Origin of the sequence: Collinsella aerofaciens (assembly GCF_015552075.1) — a bacterium.
GTDB classification, from domain to species: Bacteria; Actinomycetota; Coriobacteriia; order Coriobacteriales; family Coriobacteriaceae; genus Collinsella; species Collinsella aerofaciens_Y.
On the sequence record NZ_JADNDZ010000121.1, the window covers coordinates 12,107 to 30,738 of the forward strand.

The following is an 18,632-nucleotide window of genomic DNA, read 5'->3' on the forward strand; positions in this document are numbered from 1 at the left end:
TTAAAAGGCCTAATCAGTCCCTATTTCACCGCAACTTAAAATTAGGCGCATTGTTGCGCAACTTAGATTGGATTGATCGACTTACAGTGGCCTCGTTGGGATCTTCTTTGGTTGCGAGGCTGGTATGGTTTGTCCTTGTTGTGGCGCTGAGTTACGTGGTGGTGTGAGATACTGCACGACTTGTGGGGTTGCCGTTCATGGCTTATCGACTGTCCCGGCGTTCTGGGTACAGTCTCGGAAGCACGTCGTGGTCGTTCTTGTTTGTATGTTGACGATTGCTCTTGCCGGCGGCAGCTGGCTGGGGTTTCAACTGTATCGGACAATGTCTTGCTTTATATCGGCTCATTCGGAGCATGCTATTGTGCTCGATATCTCGGCCGCGGGTTGGGATACCGATAACGGGGCCTCGCGTGTCCCGATACACATCACGGGCAAAACCGTCGATGGGATAACGGTCGACGAGGTTGATTATGTAGCCTCCAACGGTTCCGGCATCAGCCTCATACAAGGCGTGTACACGCTCGAGGCGGCAGGCTCCCCTATCGCCGTCGACGGCACGATCTATCAAATTCCATGCACGAGCGCCACACTAACCCTCGACGATGTCTTCGCCACGGGCGAAACGATCGATCTGGCCGAACTCGCCGAGCAAGACTCAATACTCACCTTCCGCCCCATCGATGCCGGCGATATGACCAACGACGAGATCTACAACGCCGCATTGCTCGCCATGGCATACAAAGGCAACGACGCGCCCAATGTGGCGGCCCTGTGCCAAGCAGCAATCAATCGTCGCGCCGCAGCCAGCACAAGCGGGGACGCCTTCAAAAGTTGCGGTGAAATAGGGAGTGTTTTACAAGTTAAAAGGGCTAATCAGTCCCTATTTCACCGCAACTGAAACAGGGGCGCCCTCTTGGAGAGCGCCCCTGCCGGGTTTCTATAGTACTGGCGAAGCAGTTTAATAGTTCTGACGAAGCAGCCCCTGAGATCCGTCTTGCCTTATGCCAAGAACTCCTTGGTGGTCGCCACGATGTTGGCGGCGTCCAGGCCGTACTTGTGCAGGAGTTCGGCACCCGGGCCGGACTCGCCGAAGGTGTCGTTGACGCCGATCTTCTTGAGCGGCGTCGGGCACTGCTCGCACAGGACGTCGGCAACGGCGCTGCCCAGGCCACCGATCACGGAGTGCTCCTCGACGGTCACGACGTGGCCGGTCTTGGTGGCGCTCTTGACGATCAGGTCGGCATCGATGGGCTTGATGGTGTGCATGTTGATGACCTCAGCGTCGATACCCTCAGCAGCGAGCTGCTCGGCGGCCTCGAGAGCCTCGCCGACCATCAGGCCGCAGGCGATGATGGTCACATCGGCGCCCTCGCGCATGACAATGCCCTTACCCAACTCGAACTTGTAGGTCTCGGGGTCGTTGATAACCGGCGAGGCCAAACGGGCGAAGCGCATGTACACGGGGCCGTCGCACTCGTAGGCGGCGCGCGTCACGGCGCGGGCCTCGACGTCGTCGGCAGGAACGATCACAGTCATGCCGGGGATGACGCGCATGAGGGCGATATCCTCGCAGCACTGGTGCGTGGCGCCATCCTCGCCCACCGAGATACCGGCGTGCGTGGCACCGATCTTAACGTTGAGGTGCGGGTAGCCGATGGAGTTACGGACCTGCTCAAAAGCGCGGCCGGCGGCGAACATGGCAAAGGTGCTCGCAAAGGCAACGCGACCGGTGGTTGCGATACCGGCGGCAACACCCATCAGGTTGCTCTCGGCAATGCCCACATCGAAGAAACGATCGGGGCAGGCGGCCTTGAACTTGCCGGTCTGCGTGGCGGCGGCCAGGTCGGCGTCGAGGACCACAAAGTCATCGTGCTCGTTGGCGAGCTCGACGAGGGCCTCGCCGTAGCTTACGCGCGTGGCGATTTTTTTGACGTCTGCCATCCTAGAGCTCCTCTCCGGCGGCCGTGAGCTCTGCCATGGCCTGCTCAAACTGTTCATCGTTGGGGGCCTTGCCGTGCCAACCAACCTGGTTCTCCATAAAGGAAACGCCCTTGCCCTTCATGGTCTCGGCGATGATGGCGGTCGGCTGACCCTTGGTGGCGCGGGCCTCGGCAAAGGCGGCGCGGATCTGATCGAAATCGTTGCCGTCGGCAAGCTCCACCACGTGGAACTTAAAGGCGCGGAACTTGTCGGCGAGCGGCATGGGGTCGTTGACCTCCTCGACGGGGCCGTCGATCTGCAGGCCGTTGTGGTCGACGATCACGCAGAGGTTATCAAGCTGCTGGTTGCCGGCAAACATGGCTGCCTCCCAGACCTGGCCCTCCTCGCTCTCGCCATCACCCAGCAGGGCGTACGTGCGGTAAGTATCGCCCCAGTGCTTGGCGGCAACCGCCATGCCCACGGCGGCGGAGATGCCCTGGCCGAGCGAGCCGGTGGACATATCGACGCCCGGGGTGTCGTTCATGTTGGGATGACCTTGCAGGTGGCTGCCGATATGGCGCAGCGTCTCGAGATCCTCCTTGGGGAAGAACCCACGCTCGGCGAGCACGGCGTACAGGCCCGGAGCGCAATGGCCCTTGGAGAGCACAAAACGGTCGCGATCGGCCTTGCGGGGATCGGCCGGGTCGACGTTCATTTCCTCAAAGTACAGATAGGTCATGATGTCGGCAGCGCCGAGCGAACCGCCCGGATGGCCGGACTTGGCAGCGTGCACGCCGGTGACGATGCCCTTCCTTACCTCGTTGGCAACCTTTTTGAGCTCTTCGTCGCTCATTGTGCCTTCCTTTCATCCTCATTAGACAAAATGCGCACGGCACGGAAAGGTAATCCCAACACAGCCGCAATGCACGTACGTCATTCATTATGCTGGAAACTGATGGCTTTACCAGAGTTTTTATCATTATTTGAACAATTTAGCAGGCAGAACCGCTGATGAAACGGTTTATCAATGTGAACGTCTTTTGGATGGAACGCGATCGACCCTACGCGCTAATGTCCTTGAATCCCTCGCCGAAGGCTTCCGTAACGTCGGCAACCGTCACAATGGCATGAGGATCGCGCTCGCGCACGATCGTCTTGAGGGTATTGAGCTCTCGACGGCTCACGATGACCATAATCACTGGCTTCTCGGCACCCGAATACATGCCAGTCGCCTTAAACTTGGTACAACCACGACCCAGGCCATACATGATATCGGCAGCGATATCAGGGAACTTGTCCGAGATGATGAGTACCATACGGCGTTTGTTGCCACCATCGACCACGGCATCGATCACGTAGCCGCTAATGACCATCGAAAGGCCTGCATACAGTGCGTTTTCGATTGAAAAGACCGGAGCCGATAGCGCGCATACGGCAACATCGATCGCCATGACGGTCGAGCCCACCGGCAGCGAGGTGTTACGCGAGATGATTTGGCCAATCGTGTCCGAGCCGCCGGTGTTGGCGCCGGCGCGCAACACCATGCCGTAACCGATGCCCGTAATAATGCCGCCCCACATGGCAGGGAGCATCAGGTCCGCATCCGCCAGAGGTGCTACAAACGGGGCGAACAGATCGGTAAAGAAGCCCAGCAGCACAAAGCCCGTCGCGGTCTGCACCACGTAGAACATGCCGCCCTCGCGCATAACGACCAACAACAGCAAGGCGTTCATCACGATCGTCTGAATACCAACGGGAAGCGATAGGCCGCGCGATGCACCGACCGCCTGGATAATGGTGGCAAGGCCCGTAACGCCACCGGCGGCAAGACCGTTGGGAATCAAAAACAAGTCGGTCGCGATGGCGGCCAAGGCACACCCCAACATGATCTGGGGCAGGTCGTGAAAGAAGTTCATCGAAAGAATGCGCTTGATGTCCAGACGATATGCCATGCTGCCTCCCTCAAAAAAGCGCACCCAAACGGATGCGCTTTGAACTTCTTCTTGTATTCGATTCTACCGATTCGCCGGACAAAAACCACCCCTGCGCAGGGTTTATTCTGGATACAAACCCGTCCAACCGTTGGGCTTAGCATCGGCTTGAAACTGCCCGATGTTTTAGACCTCCGAGCCTTCTGCATCGGCGTTGCCGGTGGCCCAGCGATGGTAGCCAATAACAAACGGGTCCAGGTCGCCATCGTCAAGAACGGCCTCGACATTGCTGGTCTCCACGCCCGTGCGTAGGTCCTTGACCATCTGGTACGGGTAGAGCACGTAGCTGCGAATCTGGTTGCCAAAACCAATCGTGGTCTTGGGTCCGCGGATCTCATCCAGGGCCTCGGCGCGCTTCTCGAGCTCAATCTCGTACAGGCGAGCCTTGAGGATCTGCATGCACGCGGCCTTGTTCTGAATCTGGCTGCGCTCGTTTTGGCAGGTAACCACAATGCCGCTGGGGAAATGCGTCACGCGCACGGCGGAGTCGGTGGTGTTGACGCCCTGACCGCCCGGGCCACTCGCGTGGTACACGTCCACGCGGATGTCATCAGGACTGATCTCGATGTCGATATCATCGGGTAGCACGGGGATGACCTCGACGCCGGCAAACGTGGTCTGGCGGCGCTTCTTGTCGTCGGTGGGGCTAATGCGCACCAAGCGGTGGACGCCGGCCTCGGCGCGCAGCATGCCGAATGCGTCCTTGCCCTCGACGGTAAAGGTAGCGCGGTCGATGCCGATGACCTCGGCCGCGGGACAGTCGTTGATGGTGACCTTCCAGCCGCGACGCTGGCAGTACTTCATGTACATCTTAAAGAGCATGAAGGTCCAGTCCTGGGCCTCCAGACCACCCTGTCCGGGCTTGATGGTCACAATGGCATCGCCGTGATCGAACTCACCGGTAAACCAGCTCGAAAGCTCAAGCTCGTCGATGGCACGGGCAAGGCGCTCTGCCGTAGCGGCAGCTTCCTCGCGCAATGCAGCGGCGTCGGGGTCATCCCCCATCTCCTCGGCAAGCTCCAGCGCGGCGCGGGCATCGGAAAGCTCGCCGCGCGCGGTGTCCACGGCAGCGATATCTTCCTTGGTGCGCGCGATCTCCTCCATGGTGGCACGGGCAGCGTCGGCATCATCCCAAAAGCCGGGGGCCACGCTTTTAGCCTCGAGCTCAGTCACGCGCGTGCGCTTTTCGTCCAAATGGAGATACGACTCGACCTCGCCGAGCCGGTCCGCAAACGCGTCCAGCTCGGCGGGCGTTACCTCTAAAGCCTCAGCCATTAACGATTCCTGCCGTGGCAGTACTTAAACTTCTTGCCGCTACCGCAGGGGCACGGGTCGTTGCGGCCCACGTTGACGTACGGATCGTCGCTCTCGGACTTGCGATAGGTGGTCACCTTGCCACCGTTGTTGACGGCAGCCGGTCCGCCTTGGACAGCCGTGCGGGCCTGCACCTGCGCCTGCTTGCGCAGCACCGAGTCGCCGTTGTCGCCATCGACCTCGGCGGGACCGGAGAAGCGCGCACCCTCGAGCGCGGGCTCCTCCTTGTGCTCCACGGCACGCGGGGCAGCCTTGATCTCGATGCGCAGAACCGTGCGCAGGTAATCCTCGTACATGGTGTCGACGAGCATCTGGAACGCGCCGTAGGCCTCGGTCTTGTACTCGACCAGCGGGTCGCGCTGGCCAAAGCCGCGCAGGCCGATGCCGGTCTTGAGGTAGTCCATCTCCTGCAGGTAGTTCATCCAGCGGGTATCGATGACGCGCAGCATAACCTGGGTGTTGAGCTCGCGCATCAGGTCCTCGCCCAAGCGCTCGGCCTTCATGTTGTAGCACTTCTCTACGTAAGCCAGGACATCGGCAGCCAGGGCCTCATAATCCTCGTCGGGGAACTTCGGCGTATCGATGTGGCCGGTGAGCTCCACAACCCACTTGCGCAGGCCCTCCAGGTCGCGCTCACCATCGTGACTGTCCTTGGTGCAGAACTCCTGCACGCAGCGGTACACGGTATCGTGCATGACCTCGGTGATGTGGTCGGTCAGATCCTTGCCGTCCAGAATCTTATTGCGCTCGGCGTAGATGACCTGGCGCTGCTTGTTCATGACGTCGTCGTACTCAAGGACGCTCTTACGCATGGAGAAGTTGATGCTCTCGACCTTGTGCTGGGCGCTCTCGACGGCCTTGGAGATGATCTTGTGCTGGATGGGCATGTCGTCGCCCATGTCGGCCGTAACCATCATCTTGGAGACGCGGTCCATCTTGTCGCCACCGAACAGGCGCATGAGGTCGTCCTCGAGCGACAGGTAGAACTGGGTCTCGCCCGGATCGCCCTGACGGCCGGAACGGCCACGCAGCTGGTTGTCGATGCGGCGGGACTCATGGCGCTCGGTGCCGATAACGGTCAGGCCGCCGGCGGCAAGCACGCGCTCGCGCTCGGCCTTGCAGGTCTCCTTGGCCTCGGCGTTAAACTGCTCGAGCTGCTCGGGCGTCACGTCCTCCATGGTCAGGCCCTCGTACTCAAGGCGCTCGCGCACCAGCTCGTCGGGGTTGCCGCCCAGCAGGATGTCGGTACCACGACCGGCCATGTTGGTGGCGATGGTCACGGCGCCGTAGCGTCCGGCCTGGGCAACGATGTGGGCCTCGCGTTCATGGTGCTTGGCGTTGAGGACCTCGTGTGCGATGCCGCGCTTGGTAAGGGCGGCGGACAGCTTCTCGGAGCTCTCGATGGAGACGGTGCCCACCAGGACCGGTTGGCCCTTGGCGTGACGCTGCTCGACATCGTCGGCGACGGCGTTGTACTTGGCCTGAATGGTGCGGTACACCAGGTCCTCGTGGTCCACGCGCTGCACGGGCTTGTTGGAGGGGATGACCTCGACGGGCAGCTTGTAGATCTCGCGGAACTCGGCATCCTCGGTAAGTGCCGTACCGGTCATGCCGGAGAGCTTGTCATACAGACGGAAGTAGTTCTGCAGGGTGATGGTGGCCAGCGTCTGATTCTCCTCGCGCACGAACACGCCCTCTTTGGCCTCGATGGCCTGGTGCAGGCCCTCGGAGTAACGGCGGCCTTCCATAATGCGGCCGGTGAACTCGTCGACGATCTTGACCTCGCCGTTGGTGACCACGTACTGCTTGTCGCGGTGGAACATGTACTGGGCCTTCAGCGCCTGCTGCAGGTGGTTGACAAGCTGGCCGGAGAGATCGGCATAGATGTCATCGATACCCAGGCGGCGCTCGATCTTCTTAAGGCCGCGCTCGGTGGCGGCAATGGTGTGCTTGGCCTCGTCCATGACATAGTCGCCCGTGGGCTCGACGTCCTCGGTGGCGGTGAGCATGTCGTGCGACACGTCCTCGCCGCGCTCAAGGCCACGCACGGCACGCGCGAAGTCCTTGTAGGTACTGGCGGACTTGGTGCCAGCGCCCGAGATGATCAGCGGGGTGCGGGCCTCATCGATCAGGATGGAGTCAACCTCGTCGACGATGGCGTAGTTGTGACCGCGCTGCACGCGCTGCTCGGGACGGGTAACCATGTTGTCGCGCAGGTAATCAAAGCCGAACTCGGAGTTGGTGCCGTAGGTGACGTCGGCCTGGTAGGCCGGGCGCTTGAGCTCGAGCGGCATGTTGTTCTGGAGCAGACCGACGGTCATGCCCAGGTACTTATAGATGCGGCCCATCCACTCGGAGTCGCGCTTTGCCAGATAGTCGTTGACGGTCACGACGTGCACGCCCTTGCCGGCGATGGCGTTGAGATAGCCGGCCAGCGTTGAGACGAGGGTCTTGCCTTCGCCGGTCTTCATCTCGGCGATGTGACCCTCGTGCAGCGCCATGGCGCCGATGAGCTGCACATCGAAGTGACGCATGCCCATGGTGCGCTTGGAAGCCTCGCGCACGGTGGCAAAAGCCTCGGGGAGCATGTCGTCGAGCGACTCGCCGTTGGCATAGCGCTCACGGAACTTGTCGGTCTGGCCGCGGAGCTCCTCCTCGGTCATCTTCTCAAACTGGGGCTCAAGACCGTTGATCTGGTCAACGATCTTGTAGTAGCGCTTGAGGTCCTTATCGGATCCAAAGGACAGCAGCTTTGACATGAATCCCATATGGTTTTCCTTTTTTGGCCATCGCCCGCGCCATGCGGTTTTGGGCGAGTTAAACACAGTTGAGTTTACTTTAGCCAAACGGCGTACAACCTATACGGACGACAGCCCAAACCACGTAATAACTACGACCGACCTGCCAAAAAGGGACTGGTTTATTTTGGCAGGTTGTTGGCTTGTATCAAAAAAAAGAAAAGGGCCGCGCACCCAAATGGATGCACGGCCCTCATGCCATGAATGCGAGTGATTCCGCGGCGAGCTATTTACTCAGCAGCCTCGATGGTCTCGGCCTCGGCAGCGGCCTCCTCGACGGGAGCCTCTGCGGGAGCCTCAGCAGCCTGCTTGGCAGCCTCCTCGGCGAACTTAGCGGCACGCTTAGCCTTCTCGGCAGCCTTAGCCTCAGCGGCGGCCTTGCGAGCGGCCTCGGCCTCAGCAGCCTTGGCAGCCTTGGCAGCCTTGGCCTCCTCGGCCTTCTTGAGCTGGGCGGCAGCGGCGCCACCGAACTTGTCGGCGAAGCGCTGGACGCGTCCACCGGTGTCGACGAACTTCTGCTGGCCGGTGTAGAACGGGTGGCACTCGTTGCAAAGCTCAACCTTCATCTCGGACACGGTAGCGTGCGTCTTGAAGGTGTTGCCGCAGGAGCACGTCACCGTGCACTCGACATACTGGGGATGGATACCCTGCTTCATGGTAGGACTCCTTATTGGTCAGGCGCTGGTTACCGATCAGCGCATAAGGCGTCTTGGTTTCCGACCAAGACAACAAACTCGGCTATGGTACCACGGCGCCGCGTGTCCCACAAAAGGTTCACGGTCTTTTCGGCACGACATGAGCTGGACCTTAAATATCAACTTCATCCGAACACTCCCCCACATTCATCTCTCGTATGTATCGAGGTATTCCTGCTTGAGCGTCTGCGAGGACGACTCGGTCTTTTCCACGAGTGCGCCGGCATCGATGAAGTAGAACGAGTCGGTGAGGTCTGCCAGGTCGTCGAGCAGATGGCTTGAAATGAGCACGCTTCGTCCCCGCGCCACCTCGCTGCGCATCGCGTCGCAGGAGGTTTTCCGCTTTCCCGGATCGAGGCCGTTCAGCGGTTCATCGAGGATGAGGTACGGGCAACCGGTCGCTATCGCCATGGCAAGCTTTACCTGCTGCTTCATCCCTGTCGAGAGTTTACGGGTCGGCTTGTCGAGATATGGGGAGATTCCGAGGGAGCTGCAGAGCGAGTCGATGTCGGCGGCCGATTTCCACGCCTCCCTAACGAAAGCAAGGTGCTCGATGGCCGATATCGTGGGGTAGAGATCCGCGCCGCCCGAAGAGCTCAGGTAGACGAGTCCTGCAAATTCGGCTGATCGACGTTGGCAGATTCCGTCTGCCAACAGGCTTCCCGAGCGGATGCGGGTGGGAAATTGGCCCGACAGCGCTTCCAGGAGGGTGGTTTTCCCCGAGCCGTTGGGAGCAACGAGGCCCGCCGCCGTTCCCGGGCTCAGGAAAAGCGACCCGATTGAAAGTATCGTCGTGCTCCCGTATCCCACGCTCGCGTCCAGAAGCTCGAGCCCATGGTGCTTTTTAGCGGGTCCAGCCTGTTTGGGCGAACGTGCCGCAACGGCGCCGACCGCAAAAAGGACCGCGACGTATGCCAGGGCCACGGCAAGCATCGATGCACCGCTTGAACCGGAGCCAATGAATTCTGTCGGGAAGCATCCTACGTAACCCGTTGCCTCGATAGGCGAGAACACGGCCAGCGGCAGGAGATTGAGCGCGGCACTATGCTCCAGCGCCGAATCGGACAGTAACGGGAATACCGGGGCCGCGACAAGCAGCGCGGAGGTAAGGGGGCCTGCGAAGACGCGCCTCGTTGCGGTCGATAGGACGACGGAGCAAACGGATATCAAGGTTCCGCCCGCAAGCAGCGCGAGAAGCAGGTCCGTGAAGACGTTTCCCGCGGTCGTGGTGGCAAGCGCGCCGTCATGGAAGAAGGCGATCGGGTACCCAATTTGCCCGAAGCCGTTTAGGACCAAGGCGTAAATGCCCCCGGGTGCGAGGCCGGCGAGGAGCATCGCGGTCCCCGCGACGATTATCGAAAACACGTTCTGGATAAGGCGCCGGAATTTGGGCACGGGCGCCTTCGCCGCCAGGGTCGCAGGCCTTGTGGCCCCGAGCAGGAGTATCGACGAGAGAAGGAAGGGAATGAAGGGAAGGAAAGACGGCACCATGGCAATGGCGTAAGGCAGGAAGGAAAGGAATGGCAGATCGCTTGCGGAGGCTGGAATGTGCGTGATGCCGGAACTGCTCAGAGCACGGCAATATGCGAGCGCCGCGTCATTGGTCTCTCGGTCTCCCACGATGGATCCGGATTGGAAGCCTTCGTCCATGAGCGCGTAGTAGCTCTCGGCAGAATCGAGAAAGGCGGCGTCGGTTTGAGCGGCAAGGGCGGCGTTCGCGTATCTTGCAAGCTCCGCGTCGACTTGCTGCTCTGGCGATAGGTCTATGCCGTTGGCTTGGGGTGCGCGCGTATTGAATGCGTCGACAAAGCCCTGCATGCCCTGCTTCATAAAGAAGGGGCCGTAGATGGGTGAATTGAACGCAATGGGGATGGAGAAGGCTGCGGCAAGAACGAGCGTAGAGATCCATACGGCCCTGTCTCTTAGGATTAGTTTGAGAAGAAGTCGACAGTACATTTAGAAGCACCTACATTTCTCAAAGCATCGTTAGATTAGTAATGACAGACCGAATGAAGATGCGTGCGACGGGGGCGAGGCGAATGGCTGAGCGGTATCGATACGCGGGTTCAACGGTATCACATTGGCCACATAGATTTTTAACTTGCATTTCTACCCGCCCTTTTCGTAGAGTCGCCGATACGTGCTTAGCGCACTCTCGGCGCGTCCGGCAGGCTTTGCGAAATGGGATCCAGGAGACTTCGGCGCAGCATCATCTTGCGGAATGCTTCTAATGAGCCTCCCATCCTTCAAAAACAGAATCTCATCGCACAGCCTATCGACCGAATCCAAGATGTGGGATGACATGATGATGCACGTACCAGAATCGGCCAGCTTCCTGAGAATCTCGGAATGCAAGTCCACCCTGCTGGGGTCGAGCGCGTTCATGGGCTCATCTAATAGAAGGTACCGCGCACCCGTCGCATACGCAATCGCCAGGGTAAGCTGCTGCTTCATGCCCTGGCTCAGAGTGCGGATCCTCATCTTCGCGAACTCGCCTATCTGCGTTTGTTCCACTATCTCTTCGATATCGCGAGCATGCGGCCACATATCGCAAACCATCTTGAGGTGATCTTCCGCACGCAATCCGGGATACAGCAGCGTCCCCTCACCAGGTGCATAGAAGATCATAGAACGGACCTCTCTCGCACCCGTACCCTGCACCTCATCCAGAACGATGCTCCCGTCCACGCGAGGACCCGGCAAACCTGCCATCGCACGCAGCAACGTCGTCTTTCCATGCCCGTTCGGAGCGACGAGACCGTAGACCGTACCCGGGGCAAACTCAGCGTTCACCGAATCTACGAGCACCTTCTTTCCATAAGAGATCGTCAGCGTTTGAAGGTCAATCATCGAGATCATCCCCTTTCGATCTTTGGAACACTCAGGCGCACCATCAACGGAGATACGGCGCCCAAGACCACCAGCAGAGCGCCCGATGCGCCGACGACCTCTCCAAAAGGCATCGCGTTCGTCCCTCGCCCAAGGAACCCAATCGTCCCCACCTGGGAAGCGGGATCAAACGAGGCAAATGGAGCCAGCAGCGCGACGCCCATGCCCACGCTTTCAACATGAGCGCTCAACGAACCCAACACCAAGAGAACCGCGCAAACCATTCCGGTGACAACGGGGTTGCGGCTAATCGCTGCTGTCAACGCAGCGACGACGGAAATCACGCCGTATGCCATGACCAGCAACGGAATACTGCACAACACCGCCTCCCCCACCATGGACGTTGTCGAAGCTCCCGCCCGAATGAGAGCGACGGGATACTCCGATCCACCCGCACCGTTCTTAATCACGGACACAACGACAGCGGGAACCATCGACACCAAAAGCAGCACCAAGCCAAGCAGGAGAGCCAGCGCAACAGCCGTCAGAAAACGCACATGCGCTGTTGCGGGGATCTGGAGAACCAGAAGGGAACGACACTGCAGGTGGGTACACGCGAGCGATGTGACAACCACGGGCAACAGCAAAAATAAGGAGGGAAGCGCTGCCTGGAGATACGAAAGGAGGATTAATGGGGGCATCTTCGTACTTAACTCGTAAACCTTGGGGTCCGGCAAGCTCGCGATCGACTCAAGCAGAAGGGCGCGCGCCTCCGCACGAGAAGGAGTCTCCGGCTCGATTCCGATCGATTGCAGGAGAGTCGCATCTGCCGCGCCCAGCTCACCTCGAGCGCGCTCGTACGTCGCAAGGCTTCGAAACCCCTCCGCAGGCATAGGCGCGTACACGAAACCCGAAAGAGCATCCCGCATGTCTTCCAGGGCCGCTTTGCCCTCGACGTCCATATTCGCAGCGTTCTGCTCTAGATACCGATCTATTGAACGGAGCTCCCCATCCCTATACCGAACAGCGGAAACGTTATCAGCGTCAGGAAACATCTCGACCAGAGCCGGGGCCAGCATCGTCGTCGACATTGCAATCGCGCATACGGCGAGGGTAGGAGAACGCAGGAGCAGTTTCCCCATCGTTCTTACGTATGCAACGGCGGAGGCACAAGCGCTCGAACGAGTTGCCGTTCTCGATGCAGTGAAGGAACCTCTCTCAAGACAAATCGGGGATATCGGGCACGCGCAGCCGCTCTTTCCAGCAACGCAAAGCAGGCTAATTGCCAGCACCTCGATCCCGATTGCGCATACGAGGGCAATCGCGCCACGCTCGAAGCAAAGTCCAGGCAGATTCACTATCTGCGTTGTCGGGTACGGGCTATAGGCGCCGACGGTCAACTCAGTGTTCGCATACGTAAGGGGATTCAACAGGGCGAACTCACGTAAAGCGATGGATCTTCCGTAATACCCGGGAACCATCGTCACCCCCATCAGGGCACATACGAACACGATTCCAAGCGTAGGGTTATTGGCAATCTTCACGGCAAGGTGAACGACAAGCGAGATGAACGCTGCCACCAAGAATTGCAAGATGGCCGTCTGCGCGAACACCAGCCAAGCCGGTTTGATAACCGGAGTCGCATATTGAATGTAGCCTATCGGATAGAACGGCGAGCCCGGGCCATTCTTCACAAGCGCGGCGATTATCCCTGGAAGATTGATGGCGAGGACGGCAAGCATTGCAAAAACACTCGCCCATACGCTCGATGCAACAAGTCTACCCAGCTCGCCCATCGGTGCCTGGATGATGAGCTTTTCACGTTTGTTAAGACGCGCGGCAAGGAACGAGACGGCAACGGCCGTTGCGACCCATAGCAAGTACTCCTTCGATCCGTCATAATAGGTGTACTCTCCATCCGATATCTGCAGAAACGGAAGTAGGGGAGAGAGCGGTGCCAAGATAAGACGTCCCGCGGCAAGAGGGTACAGAAGCGCGGGCATGCTTGATGAAGAGGTATAGACACCGTCCTCCCCCGCATTCACAAGCGCATCCGCATAGGATGCTGACAATTCCTGCTCAACACGGGTTATTCCCGACTCGAGGTATTCGACCCGTCCGTCGATGCCAGCCACGCTCCTGAAGACGGGCAGAGCACAAAGAACCATCAACACAACAACGACAACACAGAGCGACCTGGAGGAGAGAAGCGACCTAAAGATCGCCTTCGAGATTTTGAGCATATTCATCGCCAACCTTAACCTCATCCAGTCGGAACAGAGGGGCCGAACAAAATGCTCGGCCCTTATTACTTGCCGGCAAAGTCAATTTAACATAAACTGTTAAAAAGTAACCTGAGTTTTTTAAATTCTTCGGAGGTTGTTATGAGTTCTGACAATCGCACTCCCCGGCTTCATTCCTTCCGTATCGCGTGTGCGATAGCCTCTACAGCCCTTTGCGTCACCGCCATCGCACAAGTGGCGTTCTCCTTAAAGCCAGCAATCGAAGTGCTCAACAACCCTGTAATTGCAGACTCCCCCGCATATCCAGCCCTTGCGATCTCGACATTGGTCCCTGCCGTCATCGGTATCGCTACGACCATCCTCAGCGCCGTTCTCGTGTGGACGATCAAGAGCGGAGACCCCTTCAAGAAAGGGTCTGCGACATGCTTGAAGGTGCTCGGCATTCTCTTCGTTGTTCAAGCTGCCACCAGCCTCTACGCCGGCTCACTCAAAACCTCCGTTTCGATGTTTGGCGGCGAGGGGGCCGTCGGCGCCCAAGAGATCGCTTCATCATTCGATTGGACCTCTCTGGTTCTCGGCATCGTCCTGTTCATGCTTTCCCAGCTCTTCTTGTACGCCCGAGAGCTGTACCTCGACTCCGACGAGATTGCGTAAGGAAACGCCATGCCCGTAATTGTTCGCCTCGACAAGATCATGGCCGAGCGAAAGATTTCCTCGAACGAACTTGCCGAAAGGATTGGAACCACGCCCGTGAACCTGTCCCGTATTAAAAAAGGGCATATTCGCGGCATTCGCTTCAACACACTCGAGCAGCTATGCCTCGCCCTTCGTTGCCAACCCGGAGACCTTCTCGAAGTCATGAGCGAAGAGGATGCCCGAAAGGAGTTCGGACTCGATTGGTCCGCCGAGGATTAGAGGGCGGTCGTACTCGCCCTGCACACGGGGATGCGAATCGGCGAGGTCTGCGGCCTTCGGTGGTGCGATGTGGATTTCGAGACGGGCCTGATCTCGATCAGACACTCGGTGGCGTACGCGAAGGGGATGGGCTCGTTCATCAAGGACGCCAAGACCCATGACGCCAGGGGTATCCCCATCGACCCGGTCGGCCTACTCCCCTTCCTGAAGGAGACCCACGAGATCGACTGCGGAAAGCTGCGCTTGCGCGGCCTTACCGGGGCGGTCGAGATCGGGGACTGCTACATCCTGTCGGAGCCGGGCGCGACCTTCGCGACGACAAGCTATATCCGCAGGGCGTTCAAGACGTTCTCGGAGACCAACGGCCTCATGGGCACCAACGACGAGCTGATCACGTTCCACGGCCTTCGCCACACGTTCGCAACGCAGTGGATCCGCCAAGGCGGCGATATCAAGGCGCTCCAATCGATCCTCGGCCACAAGGACGCCATGGCGACGCTCAACGTCTACGCCGACATCGAGCCCATCTCCAAACTCCATAACATGCTGCGCGCCACGCCGTGCCTTTGGCGCGGGCACCTCGGGCCGAGGGTCGATCCGGGTCCCATGTTCCAACAGAGGATCCAGGAGTCCATCGAGACGCTCCAGGCGTTCGGCTACGGCATCACCGAGCCGGACGACCGAAATATCGTCATACGCGACGTGAAGACGAACAGTTGGCTCTAGCTCACCGAGTACGCGGCAGTGCTGGGCCCATCCCAACTGAGGTCACGGTGGTCCGATAGGGGCGCCGCCCGCGGCATGCGCCGCGGAGCGGTATCCCCTACCGAAGGGCGGGGATGCCCTCCGCTTCCAGTTCGGAATCAGCCGTCGGAGGCGTTCGGCTGACTGCGGGAACGGCCTGTCCGCTCAATGTGTTCGGCTGAGATCGGAAATCAACCCAACACGAGCCGGACACGCGCCAGACGGCTCTTCCCCGTACGGCCTTCCCCCTTACGCTCATGTTGCAGGCATGTAACGCCGCAGCGAGCGCACCTTTTTTGCGCCAGACAGGTACAATGATGAACACTGTACCGTAGCGGAGCGCCCCGCGCGCGCCGCAATCACGCGAAAGGGTTTCCCATGGCCGAGATCTCGTCCTCCCGTATCGTCATCACCGTCCTTGGCAAGAACCGCCCCGGCATCGTCGCCGGCGTCACCCGTGTCCTAGGCGAGGCCAACGTCGACATCCGCGACATCACGCAGTCCATTATCGAGGACATCTTCACCATGACCATGCTGGCCGATACCGCCGAGTCCAAGCTCGACTTCGCCGAGCTGCAGAAGGCGCTGGCCGAGGCCGGCGAGCTTTCGGGCGTCAACGTGTCCATCCAGCGCGAGGACGTCTTCAACTTTATGTACCGCCTGTAGCGAGCAAGCCGCTGGGGATAGCCTGACGCGCGCATGCCCATGCAAGTCACCCCGATGCGGCCCGGAGAGGAGCGCGCATGGCCTACGACGCCAAGAAAATCTATTACCGCTTCGATGACCACTTGAGCCGCCTGGTTCTGGATTACGAAGCAAGCCGCCAGATTTCACCTGAGAGCGAAAACCTCTACCACGGCCTGCCGACCGACCCTTATGACGAGGGCCTGTTTGTCGAGCACAATGTCAAGCGCGGCCTGCGCAATGCCGACGGCTCGGGCGTGGTCGCGGGCCTCACTCGCATCTCGGATGTGCACGGCTACAACAAGGTCGACGGAAAGGTCGTGCCCGATCAGGGCAAGCTCACGCTTCGCGGCTACAGCATCGAGGATCTGGTCAACAATGCCCAGGCCGAGAATCGCTACGGCTACGAGGAAGTCGCCTATCTGCTTATCACGGGTTCGCTGCCCAACAAGGAAGAGCTCGACGGCTTTTGCGAGCGCCTGGGCGCCTTTAGACATCTGAGCGACGAATACGTCAAAGAGTTCCCTATGACCACGGTGTCGTCGAGCATCATGAACGTGCTCCAGCGCGCCGTGCTGCTGCTCTACGCCTTCGACGCCGAGCCCGACGCCATTACACCCGAGCACGAAATCGACGTCGCCATCTCCATGCTCGCCCGTCTCCCCCCCATCGCCGCCTTCGCGCATATGGCCTCGGTCGCCAAGCGCCGCGGCTCCGAGGTTCATGTACCGCACCCCACACCCGGCCTCTCCACCGCCGAGACTATCCTGCAGGTGTTGCGCGGCGGCATGGCATTCACCCGCGACGAAGCCATGCTGCTCGACGTGATGCTCATGCTGCATGCCGAGCACGGCGGCGGCAACAACTCCACGTTTGCCTGCCGCGTGCTGTCCTCCTCGGCCACCGACCCGTATTCCGCCTACGCCGCGGCTATCGGCTCGCTCAAGGGCCCGCGCCACGGCGGCGCCAACGCCAAGGTCGTGTCCATGCACGAGGACATCCGTGCGCACGTCTCCAATTGGGAGGACGAGGACGAGGTCGCGGCCTACCTGGGCAAGATCCTCGACAAGCAGGCTTTCGACGGCACGGGCCTCATCTACGGTATGGGCCACGCCGTCTATACGCTCAGCGACCCGCGCGCCGAGGTGTGCCGCCGTTACGCGCGCACGCTTGCCGCCAAGAAGGACTTGGGCGAGGAGTTCGCACTCATCGAGCGCATCGAGCGCCTGGCCCCGCAAGTGATGCGCGATCACGGCATGACCAAGCCCATCTGTGCCAACATCGACCTGTACACGGGCTTTATCTACAAGATGCTCGGCGTGCCCGAGACGCTCTTTACGCCGCTGTTCGCCGTCGCCCGCATGGCCGGCTGGTCCGCGCACCGCATGGAAGAGCTCTTCTGCGCGCACCGCATCATCCGTCCCGCGTATCGCCCGGTTATCGAGCCGCTGGAGTACAAGCCGCTCGCCGATCGTTAGGACGCAGACCGTTATAGAACCCGAGCGTGGCCAGGGCATCACCGCCCTCGGCCACGCTTTTTATGCCAGTAGAAAGGATTGCAGCGAATGATTGTGTTTTCCGATATGGATGGAACGCTGCTGACGAGTGATAAGCAGATGAGCGACGCCACCTGGGCAATGCTCGACGAACTCGCTCGACGTGGGATTGAGTTTGTGCCCTGCACGGGGCGTCCTCTGTCGGGCATCTTTGAGCCCATCCTCGCCCACCCCGCCGTACACTACGCGGTCTGCGCCAACGGTGCCAGCGTCTGGCAGCTCGACGACGTTGTGCCCACCGATGCCTCGCGTGCCACGCGCATTTTGAGCCGACCGCTCGACCGCGCCATCGCCCACCGCGTCCATAGCATTGCAGCCGGCCTCGATGTGACCTTCGATATCTTCGCGGACGGGCAGTGCTTCCTCCCCCGCTCGCTCTACGCGCGCCTGGACGAATTCTGCGGCGGCGACCCCCACATCGCGGCTTCGCTTAAGCGCACACGAACACCGATCGACATGGATATCGACAGCAAGATCGACGAGGTCGAGACACTCGAACGCATCGCCATGTACTGGCACAACCCGGCCGATCGCGACGCCATCGCGGCGGCGCTCGACACGCTCGAAGGCATTGAGGTCACGCGTTCTTACACCATGAATATCGAGGTCATGGGTAAGGGCGCCACCAAGGGAACGGCCCTCACGTGGCTATGTGAGCATCTGGGCGAGCGTTTCGCCGGCGCCTGGGCGTTCGGCGACAACATCAACGACATCCCCATGCTGCAGGCGGCGGGCCACGGCATGGCCATGATCAACGCCGAGCCCGAGGACCGCGACGCCGCCGACGCCATCACCGAGTTCGACAACGACCACGACGGCGTCGCCCGCACCATCATGGCCGCCCTCGCCTAGTCATTGGGGCGTTCTTGAATGACTAGTCGTTGGGGACAGTCTTCGCGAAAAAGCTGCAAGGACTGTCCCCCATTGCCGACAGAAAAGGAAC

16 protein-coding genes are annotated in these 18,632 nt (G+C 60.1%); 7 read left to right on the top strand and 9 right to left on the bottom strand.

Features of this window, described 5'->3' with window-relative positions; translation table 11 throughout:
* Window positions 1-361: 361 nt before the first annotated feature.
* Window positions 362-898, top strand: a complete 537-nt coding sequence (locus I2D41_RS09255; protein WP_195364310.1) for a hypothetical protein — start codon at window positions 362-364, stop codon at window positions 896-898.
* 101 nt (window positions 899-999) lie between these two features.
* On the opposite strand, the gene I2D41_RS09260 is transcribed toward I2D41_RS09255, so the two are convergent.
* The 9 genes from I2D41_RS09260 to I2D41_RS09300 form a co-directional block, all read right to left on the bottom strand.
* Entirely contained in the window at window positions 1,000-1,941 is a 942-nt protein-coding gene (locus I2D41_RS09260; protein WP_006235309.1) for a transketolase family protein, read from the bottom strand.
* 1 nt (window position 1,942) lies between these two features.
* On the bottom strand, window positions 1,943-2,773 hold the full coding sequence (locus I2D41_RS09265; protein ID WP_006235308.1) for a transketolase: 831 nt from the start codon (window positions 2,771-2,773) through the stop codon (window positions 1,943-1,945).
* Between the two features lie 208 nt (window positions 2,774-2,981).
* Window positions 2,982-3,872, bottom strand: a complete 891-nt coding sequence (locus I2D41_RS09270) for a YitT family protein (protein WP_035137417.1) — start codon at window positions 3,870-3,872, stop codon at window positions 2,982-2,984.
* Window positions 3,873-4,037: 165 nt separating this feature from the next.
* Window positions 4,038-5,186, bottom strand: coding sequence for a peptide chain release factor 2 (gene prfB / locus I2D41_RS09275; RefSeq protein ID WP_138113004.1), 1,149 nt, complete (start codon window positions 5,184-5,186; stop codon window positions 4,038-4,040).
* Window positions 5,186-7,993 (bottom strand): preprotein translocase subunit SecA, encoded by a 2,808-nt coding sequence (gene secA, locus I2D41_RS09280; protein WP_195364311.1) that lies wholly within the window; start codon window positions 7,991-7,993, stop codon window positions 5,186-5,188. Before secA ends, prfB begins: the two co-directional genes overlap by 1 nt.
* A 260-nt stretch (window positions 7,994-8,253) precedes the next feature.
* Window positions 8,254-8,679: a 50S ribosomal protein L31 gene (rpmE, locus tag I2D41_RS09285; RefSeq protein ID WP_195364312.1), complete on the bottom strand. Its 426-nt coding sequence runs from the start codon at window positions 8,677-8,679 to the stop codon at window positions 8,254-8,256.
* Between the two features lie 186 nt (window positions 8,680-8,865).
* A complete protein-coding gene (locus I2D41_RS09290) occupies window positions 8,866-10,674 on the bottom strand; it encodes an ABC transporter ATP-binding protein (protein WP_195364313.1) in 1,809 nt (602 codons plus the stop codon).
* 153 nt (window positions 10,675-10,827) lie between these two features.
* Window positions 10,828-11,568 (bottom strand): ABC transporter ATP-binding protein, encoded by a 741-nt coding sequence (locus I2D41_RS09295; RefSeq protein WP_195364314.1) that lies wholly within the window; start codon window positions 11,566-11,568, stop codon window positions 10,828-10,830.
* A gap of 5 nt (window positions 11,569-11,573) precedes the next feature.
* Entirely contained in the window at window positions 11,574-13,796 is a 2,223-nt protein-coding gene (locus I2D41_RS09300) for a hypothetical protein (protein WP_195364315.1), read from the bottom strand.
* 135 nt (window positions 13,797-13,931) lie between these two features.
* On the opposite strand from I2D41_RS09300, the gene I2D41_RS09305 reads away from it, so the two are divergent.
* From I2D41_RS09305 to I2D41_RS09330, 6 genes are all read left to right on the top strand, one after another.
* Entirely contained in the window at window positions 13,932-14,444 is a 513-nt protein-coding gene (locus I2D41_RS09305) for a hypothetical protein (protein ID WP_195364316.1), read from the top strand.
* 9 nt (window positions 14,445-14,453) lie between these two features.
* Window positions 14,454-14,705 (top strand): helix-turn-helix domain-containing protein, encoded by a 252-nt coding sequence (locus tag I2D41_RS09310; RefSeq protein WP_006235292.1) that lies wholly within the window; start codon window positions 14,454-14,456, stop codon window positions 14,703-14,705.
* An 18-nt stretch (window positions 14,706-14,723) separates the two neighbouring features.
* A complete protein-coding gene (locus I2D41_RS09315) occupies window positions 14,724-15,431 on the top strand; it encodes a site-specific integrase (protein ID WP_267471613.1) in 708 nt (235 codons plus the stop codon).
* A 396-nt stretch (window positions 15,432-15,827) separates the two neighbouring features.
* Window positions 15,828-16,115 (top strand): ACT domain-containing protein, encoded by a 288-nt coding sequence (locus I2D41_RS09320; protein ID WP_006235289.1) that lies wholly within the window; start codon window positions 15,828-15,830, stop codon window positions 16,113-16,115.
* Window positions 16,116-16,192: 77 nt separating this feature from the next.
* Complete coding sequence (locus I2D41_RS09325) at window positions 16,193-17,611, top strand: citrate synthase (protein ID WP_195364318.1); 1,419 nt, start codon at window positions 16,193-16,195, stop codon at window positions 17,609-17,611.
* An 87-nt stretch (window positions 17,612-17,698) separates the two neighbouring features.
* Complete coding sequence (locus I2D41_RS09330; protein WP_195364319.1) at window positions 17,699-18,541, top strand: Cof-type HAD-IIB family hydrolase; 843 nt, start codon at window positions 17,699-17,701, stop codon at window positions 18,539-18,541.
* The last annotated feature ends 91 nt before the right edge of the window (window positions 18,542-18,632 follow it).